This window comes from Janthinobacterium sp. J1-1, assembly GCF_030944405.1.
Taxonomy (GTDB): Bacteria; Pseudomonadota; Gammaproteobacteria; order Burkholderiales; family Burkholderiaceae_D; genus Janthinobacterium.
Genome location: NZ_CP132339.1, coordinates 5,650,020 through 5,672,195, shown reverse-complemented (window position 1 = coordinate 5,672,195; position 22,176 = coordinate 5,650,020). Strand labels below are relative to the sequence as shown.

Here is a 22,176-nt window from a genome sequence, read left to right as displayed (position 1 = left end):
TGAAAGGCGCAAAAACGTCAAAATGGCGGGCCGGAGACGCGCGCCTGAGAAAATGCCGATGGCTGCGTTGCAGCTCCTTGCCGTACTAGTCGTACTGTCTTCGTCGCTGCGCCTTGCCCTCGACATTTTTCAGGCCCGCTTGGCCCGGTGGACCTGTGCGGGCGACTGAGGTTTTAATTCGTTTTGCCGGTGTGCTGGTGGCGCGGGACGCTAACTGAACGATACCGGCATGTCTGCTAAATCTCCAGATTATCGATCAGGCGCGTCTGCCCCAGCCTGGCCGCCGCCAGCACCACCAGCGGCTCGCCTGCCGCCAGTTCGGCCGCGTCGGGCGCCTGCAGGTTGGCGCGCTTGCGCACCGAGATATAGTCGGACTTCCAGCCGCGGCCGTCGAGCAGGCGCATGGCGGCCTGTTCCAGTTCCGTTACGGACAGGTTGCCCTTGCGGACTTCCTCGGCCACGAAATTCAGGCCCTTGTACAGTTCCGGCGCTTCGGCGCGTTCGCTGTCGGACAAATACATATTGCGCGACGACAGCGCCAGGCCATCCTCGGCCCGATACGTTTCGGCGGCGATGATTTCGGTCGGCATGGCCAGCTGGCGCGCCATGTTGCGGATGATCATCAGTTGCTGGTAATCCTTTTTGCCGAACACGGCCGCGCGCGGCTGCACGCAGGAAAACAGTTTGGTGACCACCGTGCACACGCCTTCGAAGAAGCCGGGGCGGAACTCGCCTTCCAGGGTATTGCCCAGGCCGTCAGGCGGGCGCACGCGGTATTCCTGGGGTTCCGGATACAGTTCCTTCTCGGTCGGCGCAAACAGCACGTAGACGCCTTCCTTTTCCAGCTTGGCGACATCGGCGGCCATGGTGCGCGGATATTTTTCGAAGTCTTCGTTCGGGCCGAACTGCAGGCGGTTGACGAAAATCGAGGCCACCACCGGGTCGCCATGCTTGCGCGCCAGGCGCATCAGTGACAGGTGGCCTTCATGCAGATTGCCCATGGTGGGCACGAAGGCCGTGCGCAGCTGTCCGCTGAGCTGGTCGCGCAATTCATCGATGTCGGAAATAATTTTCATTGCATGCTTTCGCTAAAGCCCCGTTGTACGGTGGTCAGTGACAAAGGGAGATGATATCAGGCGGGCGAATAGGCCAGCCGGACGTAAATGGGCGCAAACGGTTCGGCTTGCGTGATTTCGATCAGGGTTTCCTTGGCCAGTTCCAGCAGGGCCACGAAGTTGACCACCACCACCGGCACGCCGCCGGCGATATCGAACAGCTCGCCGAATTCGACGAAACGCGTACTCTGCAAGCGGCGCAGGATGGCCGTCATGTGCTCGCGCACCGACAATTCCTGGCGGCTGATGCGGTGATGCTGGGTCAGCTTGGCGCGTTTCAGCACGTCGAGCCAGGCTTGCTGCAGGTCCACCGGCTCGACCTCGGGCCAGGTGGGCGTCAGGCTTTGCTCGATGAAGATCTGGGTGCGCACGAAGTCGCGCTCGAACTGGGGGATGGTGTTCAGGTCATACGCGGCCAGCTTGATCTGCTCGTATTCGAGCAGGCGGCGCACCAGTTCGGCGCGCGGATCGCCGCCATCTTCCTCGACCTCGCTCTTGCGCGAGGGCAGCAGCATGCGCGACTTGATCTCGATCAGCATGGCCGCCATCAGCAAATATTCGGCCGCCAGCTCCAGGTTGCGCACGCGGATCTGGTCGACGTATTTCAGGTATTGCAGGGTGACCTGCGCCATCGGAATATCGAGGATATTGAAATTCTGCTTGCGGATCAGGTAGAGCAGCAAGTCGAGCGGGCCTTCGAAGGCTTCGAGGAAGATTTCCAGCGCGTCCGGCGGGATATACAGATCCGTCGGCATGCGCAGCATCGGCTCGCCATACAGGCGGGCGATGGCCAGCGGATCGGGGGCGGGCGGCGCGATGACCGCGGCCACGTCAGGCACAGCCGTGCCTGGCGCGTCCGCCGGTTCTTCAGGCAACATCGTGCCGGTTCCAGCGCTAATTAGTTCTTGTTCTGGTACACGTAAGCTTGTTGCTTGACGGCCGAGGCCATCTGGCGGTCCTGCTCGTCAAGGCTGACGGGCGGCTTGTCCCACAGCAGGGCGCGGCCGGCGCGCTGGCCTTCTTCAATGCCCGGGTTCTTCGCTTTCAGTTCGGCGATGAACAGGGTGTGGTCCGAAACGTAGTTCATGTGTTTTGCAGGCAGTTTCATGGTCTTTTCTGTATAAAAAGTCAGCAGGCCACATTTTACCGCGCCGGGGAGCGCGGTGGGACATTCTGTCGCCTGGCCTGCAATGGAAATTTCTAAAACTTAATAACGTAACTTAGTAACGCAGCATGCGCCGCATCACGGAAGGCGGGGGTTCTGCCGGGTTGGCGTGCGAATATTCCAGCTCTTCGGCCAGTTCAAAGCCGAAGGCGGCATAAAAGTCGATCAGCTTGCCCTGGTCCAGGCGCACCGCCAGCCGCAATTCCTCGGCCTGGCAGGACAGCGCATGGTGGATCACGGCTTCGAGCAGGTGCTGCGAGCAATGGTTGCCGCGCCAGGCCGGCAAGATGCCCATGCGCGAGATTTCCCAGACAGCCGGTTCGCTGTCGAGCGGCATGAAGCGCACGGAGCCGGCCGGCATGTCGTCGACCAGCAAGATGAAACCGCCACCGCTGCGCAGGGCGCGCGCCACCTGCTCGGGCGTTTCGTGGTGGCCGCTGGACGAGGCGGCAACCTTGCCCGCCCATGCGGCGCGGGTCAGTCCGGCAATCAACGCCGCATCCTCATCGCCCGCTTCGCGCACCACGATATTCATGATGGCGCCTTAACGAATGCGCATGCCAGGTTCGGCGCCCGGCCACGGGTTCAGGATGTAGATGCCCGGATTGGCCTTTTCATCGGCGGCGGAGGCCGCCATCACCATGCCTTCGGAGACGCCGAACTTCATCTTGCGCGGCGCCAGGTTGGCCACCAGCACGGTCAGCTTGCCGATCAGCTCTTCCGGCTGGTAGGCCGAACGGATGCCCGAAAAGACATTGCGCAGGCGGCCTTCGCCGGCGTCCAGGGTCAGGCGCAGCAGCTTGTCCGAGCCGTCGACCAGTTCGCAGTTGACGATTTTCGCGATGCGCAGGTCGACCTTCAGGAAGTCGTCGATCTTGATCTCTGGCGCCAGTTCCTCGATGGCCGAGGCGGGCGTGCTGGCCACTAGGGCCGGGGCCGCCGGCGCGGCATCGTTGGCCGCATCCGCAGCCGGGGCCGCCACGACGGCTTGCGGCGCATCGAACAGCGCTTCGATCATCTTGGCATCCATGCGCGTCATCAGATGGCTGTAGGCGCCGATGGTGCGGCCCAGCATGCTTTGCGAGACGGCGTCGCCGAACACCTGCGTGTCGGCCCAGGTGAACTCGGCGTCGTTGAGGAAGGAGGCCACGTTCTTGGCCACGCCCGGCAGTACCGGCGACAGCAAAATGGTCAACTGGCGGAACAGGATCAGCGCGGTGGTGCACACGTCGTGCAGCTCGGCCGTCTTTTCCGCGTCCTTGGCCAGGATCCATGGCTTGTTTTCGTCGACATACTGGTTCGTGATGTCGGCGATTTCCATGATCTCGCGCAGCGCCTTGCCGAATTCGCGGTTTTCAAAGTGCTTGGCGATGCTGTCCTGGCGCTCGATGACGACACCGTTGACGTCCTGCGTCAGCGCGCGGTTGATCCAGGTCTGCGCGCCTTCGGACAAGCTTGGCGCCAGCTTGCCGTCGAAGCGCTTGGCGATAAAGCCGGCGCAGCGGCTGGCGATATTCACGTATTTGCCGATCAGGTCGCTATTGACGCGGGCGACGAAATCTTCGCCGTTGAAGTCCAGGTCTTCCACTTTCGAATTCAATTTGAACGCGATGTAGTAGCGCAGCCATTCCGGGTTCATGCCCAGGTCCAGGTAGCGCAGCGGCGAGATGCCGGTGCCGCGCGACTTGGACATTTTTTCGTTGTTGACCGTCAGGAAGCCGTGCACATTGACTTTCAGTTTGTCGATCACCGGGTGATTGGCGAACTTCAGCATGGCGGGCCAGAACAGCAGGTGGAAGGAGACGATGTCCTTGCCGATAAAGTGGATCTGTTCGGTGCTCGGGTCGTTCAGAAAGGCGTCGAAATCGATGCCTTTCTTGTCGCAATAGTTTTTCAGGCTGGCCAGGTAGCCGACCGGGGCGTCCATCCACACATAGAAGAACTTGCCCGGCGCGTCAGGAATCGGGATGCCGAAGTAGGGCGCGTCGCGCGAGATATCCCAGTCGGCCAGCTTTTCACCGGCTTCGCCCAGCCATTCGCTGACCTTGTTGACCATTTCCGGCTGCAAGCGGCCAGGCGTGTTCAGCCAGTCCTTGAGGAACTCGAAGCAGCGCGGGTCCGACAATTTGAAGAAATACTGTTCCGACGGCTTCATCACCGGCGTGGCATTGGTAAACACCGAGAACGGGTTGACCAGGTCGGTCGGCTGGTAGGCCGCGCCGCACACTTCGCAATTGTCGCCGTACTGGTTCTTGGCGCCGCATTTCGGGCATTCGCCCTTGATATTGCGGTCGGCCAGGAACATGCCTTTGACCGGATCGAAGAAGCGGTCGACGGTTTTCGTGACGATCAGGCCCGTATCGCGCAATTTGCGGTACATGGCTTGCGACAGCTCGACGTTTTCCGGCGAGTCGGTCGAATACCAGTTATCGAACGCAATATGAAAGCCGTCCAGGTACTGGGCGCGGCCGGCGGCGATATTGGCCACGAATTGCTGCGGCGTGATGCCTTCCTTTTCGGCGGCGATCATGATCGGCGTGCCGTGCGTATCGTCGGCGCCCACGAAGTGCACTTCACGGCCGGCGTCGCCATCGCGTTGCATTCGCTGGAACCGGACCCAGATATCGGCCTGGATATATTCCATGATGTGGCCAATGTGAAAAGCGGCGTTTGCGTAAGGCAGGGCAGTGGTGACGAACAGCTTGCGAGTCATGATTGATGCACTTTTGGGATGGATAAACGAGCATTTTAACAGCGGAAACGCAATATGAGCAGATGCCGAGCAGTTGCAACCGCGCCATGTGGTGCATTTGTCTTTGCATGGGCATCGCGACCGCCCCGCGCATTTGCGCTAAACTGCGGGCATCACACACGGAGAATCACATGAGCATCACAGCAGAAGACGTCAAGGCAGCCCTGGCGCAAGTTATTGATCCAAATACACAAAAAGATTTCGTTTCCAGTAAAACCGTCAAGAATCTGAAAGTCGACCAAGGCGACGCAGGTGCCGACATCTCGCTCGACATCGAACTGGGCTACCCGGCCAAAAGCCAGATCGACCTGATCCGCAAATCCGTGCTGGCCGCGCTGCGCGTGCTGCCGGGCGTGGGCAATGTCAGCGTCGGCGTGTCCTCGAAGATCATCTCGCACACGGTGCAGCGCGGTTTGAAGCCGATGAGCAACGTGAAGAACATTATCGCCGTGGCCTCCGGCAAGGGCGGCGTGGGCAAATCGACCACCGCCGTCAACCTGGCGCTGGCCCTGGCCGCCGAGGGCGCGTCGGTCGGAGTGCTGGACGCCGATATCTACGGCCCGTCGCAGCCGATGATGCTGGGCATCAGTGGCCAGCCGAAAACGCTGGACGGCAAGAGCATGGAGCCGATGGAAAACCACGGCCTGCAAGTGTCGTCGATCGGCTTCATGATCGATCCGGACGAGCCGATGGTATGGCGCGGCCCGATGGTCACCCAGGCCCTGCAGCAGTTGCTGGACCAGACCAACTGGCGCGACCTCGATTACCTGATCGTCGACATGCCGCCAGGCACCGGCGACATCCAGCTGACCCTGTCGCAAAAAGTGCCGGTCACCGGCGCCGTGATCGTCACCACGCCGCAGGACATCGCGCTGCTCGACGCCCGCAAGGGTCTCAAGATGTTCGAGAAGGTCGGCATCCCTATCCTGGGCGTGGTGGAAAACATGAGCACGCATATCTGCTCGAACTGCGGCCATGCGGAAGAAATCTTCGGCGCCGGCGGCGGCGCGAAAATGTGCGCCGACTTCGGCGTGGAATTCCTCGGCGCCTTGCCGTTGACCATGGCGATCCGCCAGCAGACCGATTCGGGCACGCCGACCGTGGTGGCCGAACCGGACGGCCCGGTGGCCGCGATCTACAAGCAGATCGCCCGCACCATCGCCATCAAGGTGGCGGAAAAGGCCAAGGACATGACGAACAAATTCCCGAGCATTGTTATTAAAAACGATTGATCCTCGTGGCGTGAATTGGGTCGCGTAGGTCGGATTAGCGTAGCGTAATCCGACAACACCGCCGGCGCCAACAATGTTGTCGGGTTACGCGCTGTGCGCTAACCCGACCTACAAATTTTATGCCGCATGCCGCGCTTTTCGGACGCGGCATTTTTTTTGCCAAAATTTCACAATCATCAACAAAAACCACAAATTCCATTAAGGGATAACACGTAAAACCCCGATCAAAAGGCCAGGAAAGTACCTCAAAACAATAATTTCATATTGTCTTTACATGGATTTACATTTAATAATAAGAATCATTCTCAATGTGATAAAGATTCTCAATGTCTCCATTCCTCCTGACTTCACGCCCCATCCCCGCTGCTGTCCGCCTGTTGTGCATCACCATTTCCTCCGCTCTGCTGTACGGCCCCGCCTGCGCTGACGACAGCACTGCGGCCGATGCCGCTACCGCCGAAGCCCCGATCCAGACCGTCCACGTGGCCAGTATGCGCGAAGAAAACTCGGGCTTTGGCGCCACGCGCGCCAGCAGCACGACCACCAAGTCCGACCTGTCGCTGTTCGAGACGGCGCAATCGATCTCGGTGCTGACGCGCGACCTGCTCGATTCGCGCCAGGTGACCACCCTGAACGAAGCGATCCAGACGTCGGCCGGCGTGTCGTCGGGCAGCTGGGGCAAGCGCGGCTGGGATGACTTTTCCATCCGCGGCCAGCGCGCGTCGGAATCGATCTATGTCGACGGCCTGAAACTGAACCAGTCCAACTACGTGGCGCAGGAAGTGTCCGGCGTCGAGACCATCGAAATCCTGAAAGGCCCGGCCTCGATCAACTTCGGCCTGGTGCAGCCGGGCGGCATGGTCAATATGGTCAGCAAGCGTCCACGCGCGGAAGCCTTCAACCAGGCCGGCCTTGCCGTCGGCAGCTATAACTACAAGCAGGCGACGTTCGACCTGGGCCGGCCTTTGAACGACAGCGGCAAGGCGGCGTTCCGCCTCAACGGCCTGTGGTCCCACAGCGACGACCAGACCGACCAGGTGTGGTTCAAGAACCGCTACCTGGCGCCATCGCTGTCGCTGGACCTGGGCGCGAACACGGATTTCACGATACTGACGTCTTACACCAGCCGCGAATACCTGCGCAACCAGGGCGTGCCGGTGAAGGGCAGCTTGCTGGCGAACCGCAATGGCCGGCTGGAGCGCAATCAGTTCTATGGCGAACCCGGTTTCGGCCCGTACGACTCGTCGCAGAAGCAGGTCGGCTACAGCCTGGAACACCGGTTCGGGAATGGCTGGAAAGTGGCGCAGAATTTCCGCTGGCAGAAAATGGCGATGGATGGCCGCTTCGTGTCGCTGGGCAGCCTGTCCGCCAGCGAGCTGCTGCTGTCGCGCTCGGCCCAGGTGCAGGATGTCGATGGCATTACGCGTGGCCTCGACACCAATGCCTCGCGCACGTTTGCGTTGGGCGGCATGGAGCACAATCTGATGGCCGGCCTCGATCTCAATAGCGACCGCGTGCGCAACGCCAACCAGGCTTGCCGCATCGGCGCGCTCAATGTGCTCAACCCCGTCTACAACACGTTGGTGACGTGTCCGCCGGTCAGCCGCCTGACCACCACCACCGTGTCATCGACCGGCTTGTACCTGCGCGACCAGATCAAATTGAACGAGCAATGGCGGGTCAACCTGGCCGTGCGCCACGACCGCGCGCGCAACCGCGAACTCAATGGCCTGACCAACGTCACCCAGCGCCAGGACACTTCGTCGACCACCGGCAATGCGGCGCTGTCGTATGTGCTGACACCGAACATCATCCCCTACGTCAGCTATGCCACCTCGTTTTTGCCCGTCAGCGGCAGCGATTTCTTCGGCGTCCAGTTCAAGCCGGAAGAAGGGCGCCAGGCGGAAGTGGGTAGCAAGTTCCAGTTCGCGGGCGGGCGCATCAACGGCGCCGTCGCCATCTATGACCTGACGCGGACCAACGTCACCACGGCCGATCCGGACCCGGCCCACATCGCCATCCTGTCCAGCGCCCAGGTGCAGACGGGCGAGCAGCGCACGCGCGGCTTCGAAGCCGAGATCAGCGCGGACCTGCGCAATGGCTGGAGCGTGCAGGGCGCATTGACCGTGCTCGACGCGCGCGTGACCGAAGACAATGGCGGCACGGTGGGCCGCCGCCTGCTCAATACGCCGCGCCAGAGCGCCAATGTATGGGCCAACTACCGCTTCCGTGGCGGCGTGATGGACGGCTGGACGGCCGGCGTGGGCGCGCGCCATGAAGCGGGCAAGACGGGGCCGTCGGTCAACTACACGGTCGCCGGCTACACCGTGGCGGACGCCAGCCTGGCCTACCAGGGGCGCGGCTACCGGCTCAGCCTGAACGTGAAAAACCTGCTCGACAAGGAGTATTACGCCGGCGTGCTGAACGCCAATGTGCTGCCGCTGGGCGACCCGAGGACGGCGGTGCTGAAGGCCGTGTTTGACTTTTAAGCAAGCTTGAACGAGCATGGCAGCGGTCCCGGCGCGCTGTCATGCTGATGTAATGCTCCTGTCATCATGACTCTGTATGCTGCCGGGCGGGCCGTGGCGTGATCGCCGCGCACATCAACCAGCCATCGATCCTACTCCATGACACTCACGATTTCCCTGACACGCAAGATAGTGCCTGCCTTGTTACTGGCGGCATTCTCCGTACATGCCGCGCCCGCGCCACAAAAGCCTGCCGCGCAGCCCAAGCTGGTGGTCGTGCTGGTGGTCGACGGCCTGCCGCAAGAGCAAGTGACGCGCTACCGCGACCAGTTCGGCCAGGGCGGCTTCCGCCGCCTGCTGGAGCAGGGCGCGTGGTTCAGCGACGCGCACCAGGCGCACGGCATCACGGTGACCGCCATCGGCCATTCGGCCGTGCTGACGGGCGCCTATCCTTACCAGCATGGTGTGATCGGCAATAACTGGATCGATCCCGTCACGAAACAGTCGGTCTACTGCACCGAAGACAGCGCGCACAAATATATCGGCGAAGAGACCAAGCCCGATGATGGCACCTCGCCAGCGAAACTGCGCGTGACGACCCTGGGCGACGAGCTGCGCTACGGCACCGGCAACCAGGCCAAGGTCGTTACCGTCTCGGGCAAGGACCGTGGCGCCATCCTGCTGGCCGGGAAAACCGGTACCGCCTATATGTACATGGAAAAGACCGGCAACTTCGCCAGCTCCACCTATTACATGCAGCAGCATCCGCAATGGGTGCAGCGCTACCAGGCGGCCAAGCCGCAGGACCGCTATTACGGCAAGAACTGGACGCCGCTGCTGGCCGATTCGGCCTACGTCAACGACGCGCGCGACGATATCGTTCCGGCCAAGCCTGGGTCGCGCAACACCTTCCCGTTTGCCTACTACAGCGACAGCGGCAGCCTCGATGGCGACTACTACAGCCGTTTGAAATCCGGTCCCTTCCTCGACGAGCTGACCCTGGAATTCGCGCGCGCCGCCGTCGATGGTGAAAACCTGGGCCGCAATCCGGCCGGCGTGCCGGACATCCTCGGCGTCAGCCTGTCGGCGCACGATTACGTGAACCACGCCTACGGCCCGGAAAGCAAGATGTCGCACGACCATCTGCAGCGCCTGGACCGCATGCTGGCCGGTTTCTTCGCCGACCTCGACAAAAAGGTCGGCATGGACAATGTGCTGGTGGTGCTGACGGCCGACCACGGTTTTGCCAACGTCCCCGAATTTAACGAGACTCGCGGTGTTCCCGCCAAGCGCATCGATGGCGGGCAGTTGGTCAAGGACCTCAACGACCACCTGGCGGCGACCCTGGGGGTGGACAAGCTGGTGACGACGTTCTCGCTGCCGAACATCTATCTGGACTACGCGCTGGCCGAAAAGAACGGCACCAGCCGCGTGGAGCTGGAAGACGCGGCCGCGCGCTTCCTGCTGCAGCGCGACGGCCTGGCGCAGGTCTACACGCGCACGCAGATGGAAACGGGAGCAGTGGCCACCCGCATGGACACCCTGATGCGCCGCGCCTGGAACCGCCAGTTGTCGGGCGACCTGATGGTGGTGACGAAACCGGCCTGGTACTTCGGCAAGGGTGTGGGCGGCACCTCTCACGGCACGCCCTACACCTATGACACCAATGTGCCGCTGATGGTCTACGGCCCGCGCTGGATCAAGCCGGGCGCCTATGGCCAGTACGCGGAAGTGGTCGATATCGCGCCGACCCTGGCGCACCTGCTGCGCTTGCGCCAGCCGTCGGCGTCGGAAGGGCGGGTGTTGACGGAGGCGGTCAAGTAAGAAGTGGTGGTGTCGGGTTACGCGCTGCGCGCTAACCCGACAACATTGTTGGCGCGTTTTACAACAACCAATCAATCGGCAGCACCGACAAGATAGCCACCCCCATGCGTTTCCACACGCTGGTGCCCGGCTCGGTGTCGTAGCGCGTGATGCCGCCATGGGCGTCGCGCGCGATCCAGTACAGCGTGCCGTCGGGCTGCAGCAGCACCTGGTAGGCGCGCTGCGGGATGCTGCCGCGCATGGCCTGGCCCAGTTTGCCGGCCAGCGCCGGGCTGTCGATCACCAGGCCCATTTCGGTATTCAAATCGATCGAGCGCGGGTCGAAGTTGAAGGAGCCGACAAAGATGCGCCGGTCGTCGACGGCAAAGGTTTTCGCGTGCAGGCTCGATGCGGAACTGCCGAAGCGGCCGGTTTTTTCGCGCGCATCGCCTTCATCCCACGAGCGGCGCGATTCGTACAGGGTCACGCCCGCCTCCAGCAGCGGCTTGCGCCATTTGGCATAGCCCGCATGCACGGCCGCCACGTCGGTCGCTTCCAGCGCGTTCGTCAGGATGCGCACGTTCACGCCTTCCTTCGCCAGTTCGGCAAACGCCTGGGTGCCCGATTTGCCGGGCACGAAATAGGGCGAGACGAGATCGAGTTCCTTGCTTGGCACGCCCAGCAAATTCTTCAGGTTGGCCGCCACGCCAGAGCCGGGGCGCGCCTTGTCCAGCACCTTGGCCGGATCGTCGCTGACCAGGCGCGTGGGCGCCCATTCGAACGGCAACTGGCGCTCGATCAGCTGCTGCACGAACGGCGAGGTGCGCATGGCCTGCACATACTCTTCGGCCGCCTTTGTGTCGTCGATGCGGTCGGCTTCAAGCGCGATATCGCCGGCGTCACCCTTGTTCGGCGGCTTGATCAGCAAGGTCGCAGGGTAGGCCGAAGGGCTGTTCCAGTAGCGGTCGAAGTCCTGCGACACGGCGCCCACCACGGAGCCGATCACCAGCACGTCGAGGTCGGCGAACAGCACGTCGCCGGCTGCGCCGAAATATTCGTCGCCCACATTGCGCCCGCCGACGATGGTGGCCTGGTTATCGGCCGTGAACGATTTATTGTGCATGCGCCGGTTCAGGCGCGAAAAGTCGGTGAGAAAACCCAGTGCGCGCGGCGAGCGCAGGGCGAAGGGATTGAACAGCCGGATTTCCAGGTTGGGCTGTTTGGACAGCAGGGCCAGGGTGTCGTCGAGTTCCGCCGTGTTGTTATCGTCCAGCAGCAGGCGCACGCGCACGCCCCGTTCCGCCGCCTGGCGCAGCGCATCGAACAGCAGGGTGCCGGTAATGTCCTTGTGCCAGATGTAGTACTGCACGTCGAGCGTGCGCTGGGCGGCTGCGGCCAGCAGGGCGCGCGCGGCAAACGCGTCGCGCCCGTCGGACAGCGCGTAAATGCCGGACACGCCCGGATGCTGCGCGGCCAGCGGCATGATGGCCTGCGCCAGTTTGGTGTCCGCAGTATCAAGCAGGGTGACGCTGTGCGTGCGGCCCGCCAGCGAGGGCAGTTCGGCGCAGCCACCCAGCAGGAGGGACAGCAGCAGCGCCGCCGAAAACAGTGCGGTCAGGCGGCGCGAGGGCAGGGTAATACGGGTCATGGCGGGCTTTCATCGGGGTTGCCCGATGGTAGCAGAAGCCCGCCGCGCCTGACGTCTTACAGGGATTCGAGCGCGATCAGCTCGGCCACCGTCTGGCGGCGGCGGATCAGGCGCGACGCGTCACCATCGACCAGGTATTCGGCCGCATGCGGACGGCTATTGTAGTTCGACGACATCGACGCGCCATACGCGCCCGCGCCTTCGAACACCATATAGTCACCCACCTGGGCGGCAGGGAGCAGGCGGGTTTCCACCACGCCGCCGTCGCGCTGGGTAAATACGTCGCCCGATTCGCACAGCGGGCCGCCGACCACGGTGGCGCGCTGGGCATCGAGTGCGCGGCCATCGTGGGCGATCACCGTCATCGCATGGTAGCTGCCGTACATGGCGGGACGCATCAGTTCATTGAAGCCGGTGTCGAGCAGGGTGAAATGGTTGCCGCCCATTTGCTTGGTGGCGCGCACTTCGGCCACCAGCAGGCCCGCGTCAGCGACTAAAAAACGGCCCGGTTCGATCTCCAGGTGCACCGGGTGGCCCAGGTGCGCTTCGATCTGCTTGCGCGCCGCGTCCCACAGCTGGAAGTAGTGGTCGGTATCGACCGGCTGCTCGCCTTCGCGATACGGTACCGACAGGCCGCCGCCGGTGGAAATCGCCTCGATATCGTGGCCCATGTTCCTCACCAGGCCGACCATGGTGCCGCAGACGGTTTCCAGGTGGCTGTAGTCGACGCCGGAACCGATATGCATGTGCAGGCCGACCAGGTGCAGGCCATGCTGGCGGATCACGGCCAGCGCTTCCGGCAGCTCCTCGTGCCAGATGCCGTGCTTGCTGTTTTCGCCGCCCGTATTGGTCTTGTTGCTGTGGCCATGGCCGAAACCCGGATTGATGCGCAGCCAGACGCGGTGGCCGGGCGATACAGGGCCCAGCTGGCGCAGCATGTCGACCGAGCCGCAATTGACTTCGATCTTCGCCTCCACCACGCGCGCCAGCGTGGCGCGGTCGAACAGGTCGCAGGTGAACACCACGCCGGCCGCGCCATTGGTCTGCGCCGGCGTATAGCCAGCCTGCAGCGCGCGCTCGATCTCGCCCAGCGAGACGGCGTCCACGTGCACGCCGGCCTCGCGCATCAAGGTCAACAGGTGGATGTTCGAGTTGGCTTTTTGCGCGAAACGCACGGTGTCGAACTGCGCCAGCTGTTTGACGCGCGCGCGGATGGTGGCCGCGTCGTAGACCCACAAGGGCGTGCCGTGCTGTTGGGCGAGTTGGGCGAGGGTCTGGTCGTTGACGGGCTTCATCGTGCGCTTTCGTGTGAGGGAAGAATAACCACATCATCGCGGTTTATCGCCCAAACATAAAATATCCATTTAAGGCCACCTTATTCATTTATGATATGGACTATGTCCATCTCCCTGCGCCATATCGAAGTTTTCCGCGCCATCATGACCACCGGCAGCGTGACGGCGGCCGCCGCCATGCTCCATACCTCGCAGCCCACCGTCAGCCGCGAGCTGGCGCGCCTGGAATACCTGACGGGCTTGACCTTGTTCGAGCGCGAGCGCGGCCGGTTGCGCCCCACCGCCCAGGCCTTGCAGCTGTTCGAGGAAGTGCAGCGCGCCTATTTCGGCCTGGAGCGCATTGTCAGCACGGCCACCGCCCTGCGCCAGTTCGACCAGGGCCAGCTGTCGATCGCCTGCCTGCCGGTGTTTTCGCAGTCGCTGCTGCCGCAGGCCTGTAAATCGTTCGTGGCGGATTTTCCGAATGTGAGCATCAGCATCACGCCGCAGGAGTCGCCGCTGCTGGAGGAATGGCTGTCGGCCCAGCGCCATGATGTCGGCCTGACGGAGGTGGGCAATGCGCCGCCCGGCACCGTGCTCGATACCTTGATGTCCGTCGATGAAGTGTGCGTGCTGCCCGATGGCCATGCGCTGGCGGGCAAGGCCACCCTGGCGCCGGAAGACTTTGCGGGGCTGCCGTTTATCAGCCTGGCGGCAGTCGACCCCTACCGCCAGCAGATCGACGCCATCTTCGCCCAGGCCGGCGTGGAGCGGCGCATGGCGCTCGACACCCACAGCGCCGCGTCGGTGTGCGCCATGGTGCGCGAGGGTGTGGGCCTGGCCATCGTCAACCCGCTGACGGCGCTGGACTTTGTGGGCCAGGGCCTGCAGATCCGCCGCTTCAGTGTGTCGCTGCCGTTCACCGTGAATATCGTCAAGCCGCTGCACCGGCCCCTGTCGCAGCTGGTCGCCCTGTTCGAGCAGGCCTTGCAGGCGCAGGCGAACGAGGTTAAAAGGCGCTTGCTGGCGCTGTAGGGTAATAGGGAATGAGCAAGTGGAGCGGGGACGTTCAACAGAGTAAAATGGCGTTTTACTTATTAAAGCCTGATTACTTCGATGACCACAACCGCTACTCCCGTCCGCACCCGTTTCGCTCCCAGCCCGACCGGCTATCTGCACCTGGGCGGCGCCCGCACCGCCTTGTACAGCTGGGCGTATGCCCGCCACTTTGGCGGCACTTTCGTGCTGCGCATCGAAGACACGGACCTGGAACGCTCCACGCCGGAAGCCGTGCAGGCCATCATCGAAGGCATGAAGTGGCTGGGCCTGGACCACGACGAAGGCCCGTTCTACCAGATGCAGCGCATGGACCGCTACCGTGAAGTGGTGGCGCAGATGCTGGCCGAAGGTACGGCCTATCACTGCTACTCGTCGCCGGAAGAAGTCGAAGCCATGCGCGAGCGCATGCGCGCCGCCGGCGAAAAGCCGCGCTATGACGGCACCTGGCGTCCGGAGCCGGGCAAGACCCTGCCGGCCATTCCCCTTGATCGCAAACCGGTGGTGCGCTTCAAGAATCCGCTCGACGGCGACGTGACGTGGGACGACGTGGTCAAGGGCACCATCACGATCTCGAACCGCGAGCTGGACGACCTGGTGATCGCCCGCCCGGACGGCACACCGACCTATAACTTCTGCGTGGCCGTCGATGACTGGGACATGCGGATCACCCACGTGATCCGCGGCGACGACCATGTCAACAACACCCCGCGCCAGATCAATATCCTGCGCGCCATCGGCGCACCGCTGCCGCTGTACGGCCACCTGCCGATGATTTTGGGCGCGGATGGCGAGAAGCTGTCGAAGCGCCATGGCGCCGTCAGCGTGATGGATTATCCGGCGCAGGGCTTCCTGCCGGAAGCGATGCTGAACTACCTGGCGCGCCTGGGCTGGAGCCACGGCGACGATGAAGTATTTTCGACCGAGCAGTTCTGCGAGTGGTTCAACCTGAACCACCTGTCGAAATCGGCCGCCCAGTTCAACAATGAAAAACTGGCCTGGCTGAACAATCACTATATCAAGCAGGCGGACAACGCCCGCCTGGCCGACCTGGCCCGTGCGCAGATGCTGGACGCCGGCGCGGTGTTCGACGGCGCGCCCGAGCTGGCGCTGGTATTGGGCCTGATGAAAGAGCGCGCCAACACCATCAATGAACTGGCAGCGGCCTCGATGCTGTTCTTCCGCGAACCGCAGCCCGATGAAGCGCTGGTGACGCAGCACATTACCGACGCGATCAAGCCGGTGCTGGCGCAGTTCGCCGAGCGCATCGCCACGGTGGAGTGGAGCAAGGAAGCCGTCGCCGCCATGATCAAGGAAGTGCTGGCTGCCAACACCATCAAGATGCCGCTGCTGGCCATGCCTTTGCGCTTGATCCTGACGGGTCAATTGCAGACGCCGGCCATCGACCAGGTGGTGGTGATCTTCGGCCGCGAGACCGTGCTGGCGCGCCTGGCAAAGTGGCTGTAATCGCCGCTGCCGTATCAAGCTGAAATGACGGTGCGGAAACCGCGCCCCATGAAAACTTTGCCATGGGCGAAAAAGGGTATTTGCAGAGTGAAACTTCTTTGCTATACTCTTGTTTCTGCACCAACGGGGGTATAGCTCAGCTGGGAGAGCGCTTGCATGGCATGCAAGAGGTCAGCGGTTCGATCCCGCTTACCTCCACCAGCAGCAAAACAGCTTATCGTTTTGTTAGTCGTTGAAGTGGTGCAGTAGCTGTAGAAGTTCCGAGGTCCCCATCGTCTAGAGGCCTAGGACATCACCCTTTCACGGTGAGTACAGGGGTTCGAATCCCCTTGGGGACGCCAGGTAGTTGTGGTATAGTAGTGGCAGTTGTTTGTACTGATTGTTGTAAGTTCAGGCCGGTCAAAAGACGGGTTCTGGATGGAAGGCAAGTAGTGGAACAAAGTCGCCAAGTGCGGCTTTTATTATTTCTGCGCCCGGGGGGTATAGCTCAGCTGGGAGAGCGCTTGCATGGCATGCAAGAGGTCAGCGGTTCGATCCCGCTTACCTCCACCAACAGCGCAGAAGTAAAGTAGCAAAACTGTAGTTCCGAGGTCCCCATCGTCTAGAGGCCTAGGACATCACCCTTTCACGGTGAGTACAGGGGTTCGAATCCCCTTGGGGACGCCAGTTCGGTCTGGTGTTGTTGGTAGTAAAAAGTAGTAGCAGTGTTTCTGCGCCCGGGGGGTATAGCTCAGCTGGGAGAGCGCTTGCATGGCATGCAAGAGGTCAGCGGTTCGATCCCGCTTACCTCCACCAATAGCGCAGAAGTCACGAAATAATTAAAGTCGCCTTTGGCGGCTTTTTTTGTTTGCGTCAGTGGTGTCTTCGCCAAGGGGAAGTTAGGCTTAGCTGTTAGAGCGCTTGCATGGCATGCAAGAGGTCAGCGGTTAGCTCCCGCCAACCTCCACCAATAGCGCAGAAATCACATGGTAATCAAAGTCGCCCTGAGCGGCTTTTTTTACGTCCGCAGATTTATCTCCTTACCCGTCGGGAGAAGGGTATGGTGTAGATACTGTTATCCCCGTCAAGCGTTGTGCAAGGTTGGATCAAATATTTTTCCCGACCTGAGCACGCCGAATGCCACGTGCACCAGCTTGCGCATCATGGCGCCGATGATCAGTTTCGGTGGCTTGCCGGCAGCGCTGAGCCGCTGACCAAAGCGCTGACCCCATGGTGTCCTGTATACGGTCACCATGGCTGGCATGTACAGCGCCTTTCGCAGGAAACTGTGACCAATCTTCGACATGCGTGGCTTGCCACGTACGCTCGATCCTGACTCGTGCTGGCGCGGGTCGAGTCCCGCAAACGCCACGGCTTGCTTGGCGTTGTCGAAGCGCTCGGTATCGGCATAGTACGACAGCAACACTGGTATCGTGCGCTCACCCAGACCAGGGATGCTGTCGAGCAGCTCGCGCTTATCGCGTAAATCCGGATCATCGTCGATATGGCGCTTGATGGCGCGAATGAGTTCCTTGATTTCTTTGTCGAGCCAGGCAATGTGATCCTCGATACCCTGGCGTACCGCTTCTCGCGCGACGTCGAGCCGATTCGTTTCCTGCAACCGCATCGCTTGCACCGCTTCGAGGCGCAGCACCAAGGCGCGCAGTGCCTGCGCGGCGGGCGACGGCGCTGTCCACGGCTGCGGTTGGCGCTCATGGGCAAAGTCGGCAATCAACTGCGCGTCGACCTTGTCGGTCTTGGTGCGTACCATGCGCGAGGCGCCAAAGGCCTTCATCTGTGCCGGATTGATGACACTGACCACCATGCCAAGTCCGGCCAGATATTCGGCAACCCCTTCCAGTAAGTGCCAGTCGCTTCCATACATACTCTCGGGTTGCCGGCATCATGCTTGAGCAGCCATTCGCTCAGTGCAGCAAATCCTTTGTGATTGTTCTCTACTACCTTGTTACGGTGCTTGCCATTGGGCAGGCGCAGTGCGCAGTCCAGCTTGGCCTTGGCAACGTCGATTCCTAAATTAAACATGCTGTGGTCCTCTTGCGATCTACCTTGTGAATGCGGGCTACCGGCGTGCCGGTGCCAAAGATACTGTCCGATCTTGACATGGAGGGTGGGTAACTGGTGCGAGATCTACATCGCTGGCTTTGAGCCTAAGGGCGGATACGGCATCCAGTTACCCGGTCTTGATATGCCTACCAAGAATTTTGACAGCGGTCGATGTTGTTCGCAACACCACCAACCGCATGAGAGGAATAATACAAGGTCGGATTAGCGTAGCGTAACCCGACAATGCCACTTACCCAAATCAAAGATCCATGGCCTCCCGCCAACCTCCGCCAGCAGCGCAGAATGCACACAATAATCAAGGTCACCCTGAGCGGCTTTTTTATGTCTGCGAATTCATCGCGATATCCTACTGGGATTGTTGGCCGGGAATCCATCCCGTTGTAATTAATCTCAGTGGAAACGAACAGCATGCCCTATTCGAAAATAGTGAATTCTTATGACGGCGCCGCAAAGCTCAAGGGATGTACGGTCACGGCGCTGCACTCGGAATACAGTTTTGCCTCATTGCTGCTCGATGGCGGCGAGGTGATCAATTTCGCTGTTGAGGAAGTTTCGGTGGGGAAGTGGTTTGAGGTATTTCCGATTTGCCTGTACCGGGTGCATGAAGATTATGCTTTTGACTGGCGGGTGCTGGAAGTGCCGTTTGTGGTGGTGTCCATCGAATTGCTGTGGCGGGAGGAGTGGCAGGAGTCCTCTCCGGACAGCGGCTTGTTCATGGGTTCGGGCCCGCATTCGGTCCAGCATGCGGCCAGGCTCGGGGTCGCGCCTGAATCGCATGGTGATGTGGTCAAGGTGCTGGCTGGCATCAGGCTCGCAGCGTGCGACGGGCGCCATCTTGTCGTCAGCAGTTCCGACAATTCGCCATTCAAAATTGATTTGGCGATGGACGCCTCAGAAATTGAACAACTGATGCAATCGCTTAGCTCCGGGCCGGTTTGAAATAAGCTCAAAATAAGAAGGCCGGCAGTTGATTTCGTGAATCACCCCGTGCTATACTTCGCGCACGCTTTTTTGAGGGGCTAAGCAAAGCCTTCAACGAAGAGTCCGCTGAGAGTAAAGCCAGCACAGGTCCCCATCGTCTAGAGGCCTAGGACATCACCCTTTCACGGTGAGTACAGGGGTTCGAATCCCCTTGGGGACGCCAGGATTTTTAGTAGTAAAGTAATTGCAGTGCTGAACGGGCCTGACAAGTCAGGCTTTTTTTGTTTCTGCAATATTGCTGTAGTACCGGGTCAGGATGCGTAACAGCGCATCCAGGACAGATTTCTGTCCCCATCGTCTAGAGGCCTAGGACATCACCCTTTCACGGTGAGTACAGGGGTTCGAATCCCCTTGGGGACGCCAGATTCGAGTAGCAAAGCAAGGCCGGATGCAGAGCAGCGCATCCAGGACAGAGTTTCTGTCCCCATCGTCTAGAGGCCTAGGACATCACCCTTTCACGGTGAGTACAGGGGTTCGAATCCCCTTGGGGACGCCAGACCGGCTGATTCAGCCAACAAAAAAGCCGCCTGGTAACAGCGCGGCTTTTTTGTTTTTTAATTTCCCAAATCCGGATCCCATGCCATTTCCTGCCGATCGTGCCACCTCTCTTGCCATCTTCTGCAAAGTCGTCGACAACTATGGCGATATCGGCATCTGCTGGCGCCTGTCGCGCCAGTTGCAGCTTGAACATGGGGTGCGGGTCACCTTGTGGGTCGACGATCTCGTCAGTTTCAAGCGCATCTGCCCGGAAATCGACGTGGCGCTGGACGCCCAGCAGGCGGCGGGTGTTACCGTGCGCCACTGGCGCGACCAGGAGGGCGTGTTTCCGGCAAGCGATGTCGCCGATATCGTCATCGAATTTTTTGCCTGCGACATTCCACCCGGTTATATCGCGGCCATGGCGCAGCGGCAGCCGCAGCCCGCCTGGCTGAACCTGGAGGGTTTGACGGCGGAAGAGTGGGTCGAAGGCTGCCACAAGCTGACCTCGCCGCGCCACGGCATGATCAAGCATTTCTTCTTTCCGGGGTTTACCGGTAAAACCGGTGGCCTGCTGCGCGAAGCGGGGCTGGAAGAGCGGTGTCGGCAATTCCAGGCCGATCCGGCGGCGATGCAGGCTTTCCTGGCGCAGTTCGGCGTCACCGCGCAGGAGATGGCCGCGACCAAAGTATCGCTGTTCTGCTATCCGCATGCGCCGGTGGCCGAGCTGCTGGCCAGCTGGCAAGGTGGTGGCGAACCCATGCTGTGCCTGGTGCCGGAAGGGGTGGCGTTCGATGCTGTTGGCAGCTTTATCGGCGCCGATGCCGTCGCGGGAGCGGCGCGCACGCTTGGCGCACTGACCGTGCGCGTGCTGCCTTTCGTGCCGCAGGATGACTACGACAGATTGCTGTGGGCCTGCGACTTCAACTTCGTGCGCGGCGAGGATTCTTTCGTGCGCGCCCAGTGGGCCGGCAAGCCATTTATCTGGCATATCTATCCGCAGGATGAAAACCTGCATCACGTCAAATTGCGTGCCTTTCTGCAGCGTTATGCGCTGGACGCCGATGGTGTCATCGACAGCCTGGCCGGCGCCAGCGAGTACTGGAATGGCGCAAGTGCCGCAGGGCAGGGCTGGCTTGGCCTGTGGCCTGCCTTGCGGGCGGATATGCCGCGCATGACGGCGAGGGCAGGGGCCTGGCAGCGACAGATGCTGGACAACGGTGACCTGGCCGGCAACCTGCTGTCGTTCGCGCGTTTGCCAGGATAGGCGCTGGCACAAAATTAAGGTAAAATGCCCGGTTAATTCTGACAGATTTTAAACCGATCAAACGCAAGCCTGCGGCGCCGATGGCGCACCGGCGGCAGATGGTCTTCATGCAACCCACTTTTTACGTACACTTCTATGAAACCCGCAAAAGAAATTCGTGTTGGCAATATCATCATGGTCGACAGCAAGCCTATGATCGTGTTGCGTTCTGATGTCAACGGTTCGAGCCGCACGGGCTTCACCTACAAATGGAAGATGAAAAATCTTCTGACCAACACCCCGATGGAAAACGTGTTCCGCGGCGACGACAAGTTCGACGTTGTTGTTCTGGATAAAAAGCCAGTGACCTACTCGTACTTCGCCGATCCGCTGTTCGTGTTCATGGACACCGAATACAACCAGTACGAAATCGAAGAAGAAAACCTGGGCGAAGCGCTGAACTACCTGAAAGATGGCATGGAATGCGAAGCCATTTTCTACGATGGCAAAGCCATCTCGGTTGAACTGCCAACCACCATCGCACGCCAGGTCGTGTACTCGGAGCCTGCGGTCAAGGGCAACACTTCGGGCAACGTCCTGAAAGAAGCCAAGATCGAAAACGCCATCGATGCACATCGCCACACCGTGCAAGTGCCACTGTTCGTGGCACAAGACGACGTGATCGAAATCGACACGCGTACCAACGAATACAAACGCGTCGTCCGTAACTAACACCTGACCAAACCTACTGCGCGTCACGATTTGCGGCCTGCGATGCTCACTGTGCATTCGCACAGCTCCGCGTCTCGGCCACAACTCGCCGCCGCTCGCTACGGTTTTGCCAGGCGTTACATACTGCTCAAGAAGCGCTGCCTGCGGGCAGCGCTTTTTTTTACCTGAATTTAATACTATGTAACAACGTTTCTGTTCAGACACTGCTATGCTGTAAACTTGTTTTATTTTCAGCGACTCCCGACATCCATGCTTGCCACCTTGCTGCTCAGTGCCGCCGTGACTGCCGCACCCCTTGCTTTCGATGAAACGCAGTTGTCCGGCAGCTGGGCGGAAAGCGTGAATGCCAACAGTGCTTGCGATGGCGTGCGGCGCCTGTCGCGCATGCAATTGTCGGACGATCGGCAAAAGCTGGTCATTTTCAATGATCGCACCTGGGTCAGCAAGCTAGGCGAAACCAACCGGTTTTCCGCCACGGTGCTGGCGGAAACGGATCGCAGCCTGACCCTGCGCTATGACGCTGAAAACCGCCGTACGGCCGATGGCAAGTTGGTCGAATGGCAACTGATCTTCGTGGCCCCCGGCGTGTTTCGCTGGCGCGAGACCGATTGGCCCGAAGGCAAGGTCAATGGCGTGGTCGGCATACGCTGCTCGCTGTAAGGCTTGCCATAAGGCGTGCCATATGGCAGGCTGGCA

Annotated in this window: 16 protein-coding genes, 9 tRNA genes and 1 pseudogene; 18 read left to right on the top strand and 8 right to left on the bottom strand. The window is 61.0% G+C overall.

Annotated features, from left to right (window positions below; genetic code table 11):
• Positions 1-236: 236 nt before the first annotated feature.
• The 5 genes from panC to metG form a co-directional block, all read right to left on the bottom strand.
• Positions 237-1,076 carry a pantoate--beta-alanine ligase gene (panC, locus tag Q8L25_RS25970; RefSeq protein WP_308922136.1) on the bottom strand — a complete coding sequence of 280 codons (840 nt, stop codon included), beginning with the start codon at positions 1,074-1,076 and terminating at the stop codon, positions 237-239.
• Between the two features lie 56 nt (positions 1,077-1,132).
• On the bottom strand, positions 1,133-1,993 hold the full coding sequence (locus tag Q8L25_RS25965) for a ScpA family protein (RefSeq protein ID WP_308922135.1): 861 nt from the start codon (positions 1,991-1,993) through the stop codon (positions 1,133-1,135).
• A gap of 20 nt (positions 1,994-2,013) precedes the next feature.
• Entirely contained in the window at positions 2,014-2,223 is a 210-nt protein-coding gene (locus Q8L25_RS25960) for a DUF3460 family protein (RefSeq protein WP_308922134.1), read from the bottom strand.
• Between the two features lie 112 nt (positions 2,224-2,335).
• On the bottom strand, positions 2,336-2,815 hold the full coding sequence (locus Q8L25_RS25955; protein ID WP_308922133.1) for a GNAT family N-acetyltransferase: 480 nt from the start codon (positions 2,813-2,815) through the stop codon (positions 2,336-2,338).
• 9 nt (positions 2,816-2,824) lie between these two features.
• Positions 2,825-4,993: a methionine--tRNA ligase gene (metG, locus tag Q8L25_RS25950; protein WP_308922132.1), complete on the bottom strand. Its 2,169-nt coding sequence runs from the start codon at positions 4,991-4,993 to the stop codon at positions 2,825-2,827.
• A 170-nt stretch (positions 4,994-5,163) separates the two neighbouring features.
• Between metG and apbC the strand changes: the two genes are divergently transcribed.
• From apbC to Q8L25_RS25935, 3 genes are all read left to right on the top strand, one after another.
• A complete protein-coding gene (apbC, locus tag Q8L25_RS25945; protein WP_308922131.1) occupies positions 5,164-6,264 on the top strand; it encodes an iron-sulfur cluster carrier protein ApbC in 1,101 nt (366 codons plus the stop codon).
• 326 nt (positions 6,265-6,590) lie between these two features.
• Positions 6,591-8,753 (top strand): TonB-dependent siderophore receptor, encoded by a 2,163-nt coding sequence (locus Q8L25_RS25940; RefSeq protein WP_308922130.1) that lies wholly within the window; start codon positions 6,591-6,593, stop codon positions 8,751-8,753.
• A 138-nt stretch (positions 8,754-8,891) separates the two neighbouring features.
• A complete protein-coding gene (locus Q8L25_RS25935; protein ID WP_308922129.1) occupies positions 8,892-10,556 on the top strand; it encodes an alkaline phosphatase family protein in 1,665 nt (554 codons plus the stop codon).
• 58 nt (positions 10,557-10,614) lie between these two features.
• Here the strand turns inward: Q8L25_RS25935 and Q8L25_RS25930 are convergent, their stop codons facing one another.
• Positions 10,615-12,183 (bottom strand): phospholipase D family protein, encoded by a 1,569-nt coding sequence (locus Q8L25_RS25930; RefSeq protein ID WP_308922128.1) that lies wholly within the window; start codon positions 12,181-12,183, stop codon positions 10,615-10,617.
• Between the two features lie 56 nt (positions 12,184-12,239).
• Entirely contained in the window at positions 12,240-13,478 is a 1,239-nt protein-coding gene (gene lysA / locus Q8L25_RS25925; protein ID WP_308922127.1) for a diaminopimelate decarboxylase, read from the bottom strand.
• Between the two features lie 102 nt (positions 13,479-13,580).
• Here lysA and Q8L25_RS25920 point away from each other — a divergent pair, with 102 nt between their 5' ends.
• The 8 genes from Q8L25_RS25920 to Q8L25_RS25885 all read left to right on the top strand — a co-directional run bounded on the left by Q8L25_RS25920 (position 13,581) and on the right by Q8L25_RS25885 (position 16,929).
• The gene (locus tag Q8L25_RS25920) at positions 13,581-14,492 is read left to right on the top strand and encodes a LysR family transcriptional regulator (RefSeq protein ID WP_308922126.1); all 912 of its coding nucleotides are present in this window, start codon (positions 13,581-13,583) and stop codon (positions 14,490-14,492) included.
• Positions 14,493-14,573: 81 nt separating this feature from the next.
• Positions 14,574-15,980 (top strand): glutamate--tRNA ligase, encoded by a 1,407-nt coding sequence (gltX, locus tag Q8L25_RS25915; RefSeq protein WP_308922125.1) that lies wholly within the window; start codon positions 14,574-14,576, stop codon positions 15,978-15,980.
• Between the two features lie 125 nt (positions 15,981-16,105).
• Positions 16,106-16,181: transfer RNA gene (locus tag Q8L25_RS25910), tRNA-Ala, on the top strand.
• A 64-nt stretch (positions 16,182-16,245) separates the two neighbouring features.
• Positions 16,246-16,321 (top strand) — tRNA-Glu (locus tag Q8L25_RS25905).
• 135 nt (positions 16,322-16,456) lie between these two features.
• Positions 16,457-16,532 (top strand) — tRNA-Ala (locus Q8L25_RS25900).
• Between the two features lie 38 nt (positions 16,533-16,570).
• Positions 16,571-16,646, top strand: a tRNA-Glu gene (locus Q8L25_RS25895).
• A gap of 53 nt (positions 16,647-16,699) precedes the next feature.
• Positions 16,700-16,775: transfer RNA gene (locus Q8L25_RS25890), tRNA-Ala, on the top strand.
• A gap of 78 nt (positions 16,776-16,853) precedes the next feature.
• A tRNA-Ala gene (locus tag Q8L25_RS25885) sits at positions 16,854-16,929 on the top strand.
• 114 nt (positions 16,930-17,043) lie between these two features.
• Here the strand turns inward: Q8L25_RS25885 and Q8L25_RS25880 are convergent.
• Positions 17,044-18,002 (bottom strand): annotated as a pseudogene (locus Q8L25_RS25880) (IS110 family transposase).
• Positions 18,003-18,452: 450 nt separating this feature from the next.
• On the opposite strand from Q8L25_RS25880, the gene Q8L25_RS25875 reads away from it, so the two are divergent.
• From Q8L25_RS25875 to Q8L25_RS25845, 7 genes are all read left to right on the top strand, one after another.
• Positions 18,453-18,983 (top strand): hypothetical protein, encoded by a 531-nt coding sequence (locus Q8L25_RS25875; RefSeq protein WP_308922124.1) that lies wholly within the window; start codon positions 18,453-18,455, stop codon positions 18,981-18,983.
• A 129-nt stretch (positions 18,984-19,112) separates the two neighbouring features.
• Positions 19,113-19,188 (top strand) — tRNA-Glu (locus Q8L25_RS25870).
• 124 nt (positions 19,189-19,312) lie between these two features.
• Positions 19,313-19,388: transfer RNA gene (locus tag Q8L25_RS25865), tRNA-Glu, on the top strand.
• Between the two features lie 57 nt (positions 19,389-19,445).
• Positions 19,446-19,521 (top strand) — tRNA-Glu (locus tag Q8L25_RS25860).
• A gap of 81 nt (positions 19,522-19,602) precedes the next feature.
• Positions 19,603-20,769 carry an elongation factor P maturation arginine rhamnosyltransferase EarP gene (gene earP / locus Q8L25_RS25855; RefSeq protein ID WP_308922123.1) on the top strand — a complete coding sequence of 389 codons (1,167 nt, stop codon included), beginning with the start codon at positions 19,603-19,605 and terminating at the stop codon, positions 20,767-20,769.
• Positions 20,770-20,904: 135 nt separating this feature from the next.
• Entirely contained in the window at positions 20,905-21,480 is a 576-nt protein-coding gene (locus tag Q8L25_RS25850) for an elongation factor P (protein WP_034758247.1), read from the top strand.
• Between the two features lie 249 nt (positions 21,481-21,729).
• Positions 21,730-22,140, top strand: coding sequence for a hypothetical protein (locus Q8L25_RS25845; RefSeq protein WP_308922122.1), 411 nt, complete (start codon positions 21,730-21,732; stop codon positions 22,138-22,140).
• Positions 22,141-22,176: the final 36 nt, after the last annotated feature.

What these genes read in the sequence shown, in the direction of transcription:
- Q8L25_RS25920 (WP_308922126.1), top strand. Translation starts at nt 13,581, where the DNA reads ATGTCCATCTCCCTGCGCCATATCGAAGTTTTCCGCGCCATCATGACC.
- Q8L25_RS25960 (WP_308922134.1), bottom strand. Translation starts at nt 2,223, where the DNA reads ATGAAACTGCCTGCAAAACACATGAACTACGTTTCGGACCACACCCTG.
- lysA (WP_308922127.1), bottom strand. Translation starts at nt 13,478, where the DNA reads ATGAAGCCCGTCAACGACCAGACCCTCGCCCAACTCGCCCAACAGCAC.
- earP (WP_308922123.1), top strand. Translation starts at nt 19,603, where the DNA reads ATGCCATTTCCTGCCGATCGTGCCACCTCTCTTGCCATCTTCTGCAAA.
- Q8L25_RS25965 (WP_308922135.1), bottom strand. Translation starts at nt 1,993, where the DNA reads ATGTTGCCTGAAGAACCGGCGGACGCGCCAGGCACGGCTGTGCCTGAC.
- apbC (WP_308922131.1), top strand. Translation starts at nt 5,164, where the DNA reads ATGAGCATCACAGCAGAAGACGTCAAGGCAGCCCTGGCGCAAGTTATT.
- Q8L25_RS25935 (WP_308922129.1), top strand. Translation starts at nt 8,892, where the DNA reads ATGACACTCACGATTTCCCTGACACGCAAGATAGTGCCTGCCTTGTTA.
- Q8L25_RS25845 (WP_308922122.1), top strand. Translation starts at nt 21,730, where the DNA reads ATGCTTGCCACCTTGCTGCTCAGTGCCGCCGTGACTGCCGCACCCCTT.
- Q8L25_RS25875 (WP_308922124.1), top strand. Translation starts at nt 18,453, where the DNA reads ATGCCCTATTCGAAAATAGTGAATTCTTATGACGGCGCCGCAAAGCTC.
- metG (WP_308922132.1), bottom strand. Translation starts at nt 4,993, where the DNA reads ATGACTCGCAAGCTGTTCGTCACCACTGCCCTGCCTTACGCAAACGCC.
- gltX (WP_308922125.1), top strand. Translation starts at nt 14,574, where the DNA reads ATGACCACAACCGCTACTCCCGTCCGCACCCGTTTCGCTCCCAGCCCG.
- Q8L25_RS25930 (WP_308922128.1), bottom strand. Translation starts at nt 12,183, where the DNA reads ATGACCCGTATTACCCTGCCCTCGCGCCGCCTGACCGCACTGTTTTCG.
- Q8L25_RS25955 (WP_308922133.1), bottom strand. Translation starts at nt 2,815, where the DNA reads ATGAATATCGTGGTGCGCGAAGCGGGCGATGAGGATGCGGCGTTGATT.
- Q8L25_RS25940 (WP_308922130.1), top strand. Translation starts at nt 6,591, where the DNA reads ATGTCTCCATTCCTCCTGACTTCACGCCCCATCCCCGCTGCTGTCCGC.
- panC (WP_308922136.1), bottom strand. Translation starts at nt 1,076, where the DNA reads ATGAAAATTATTTCCGACATCGATGAATTGCGCGACCAGCTCAGCGGA.
- Q8L25_RS25850 (WP_034758247.1), top strand. Translation starts at nt 20,905, where the DNA reads ATGAAACCCGCAAAAGAAATTCGTGTTGGCAATATCATCATGGTCGAC.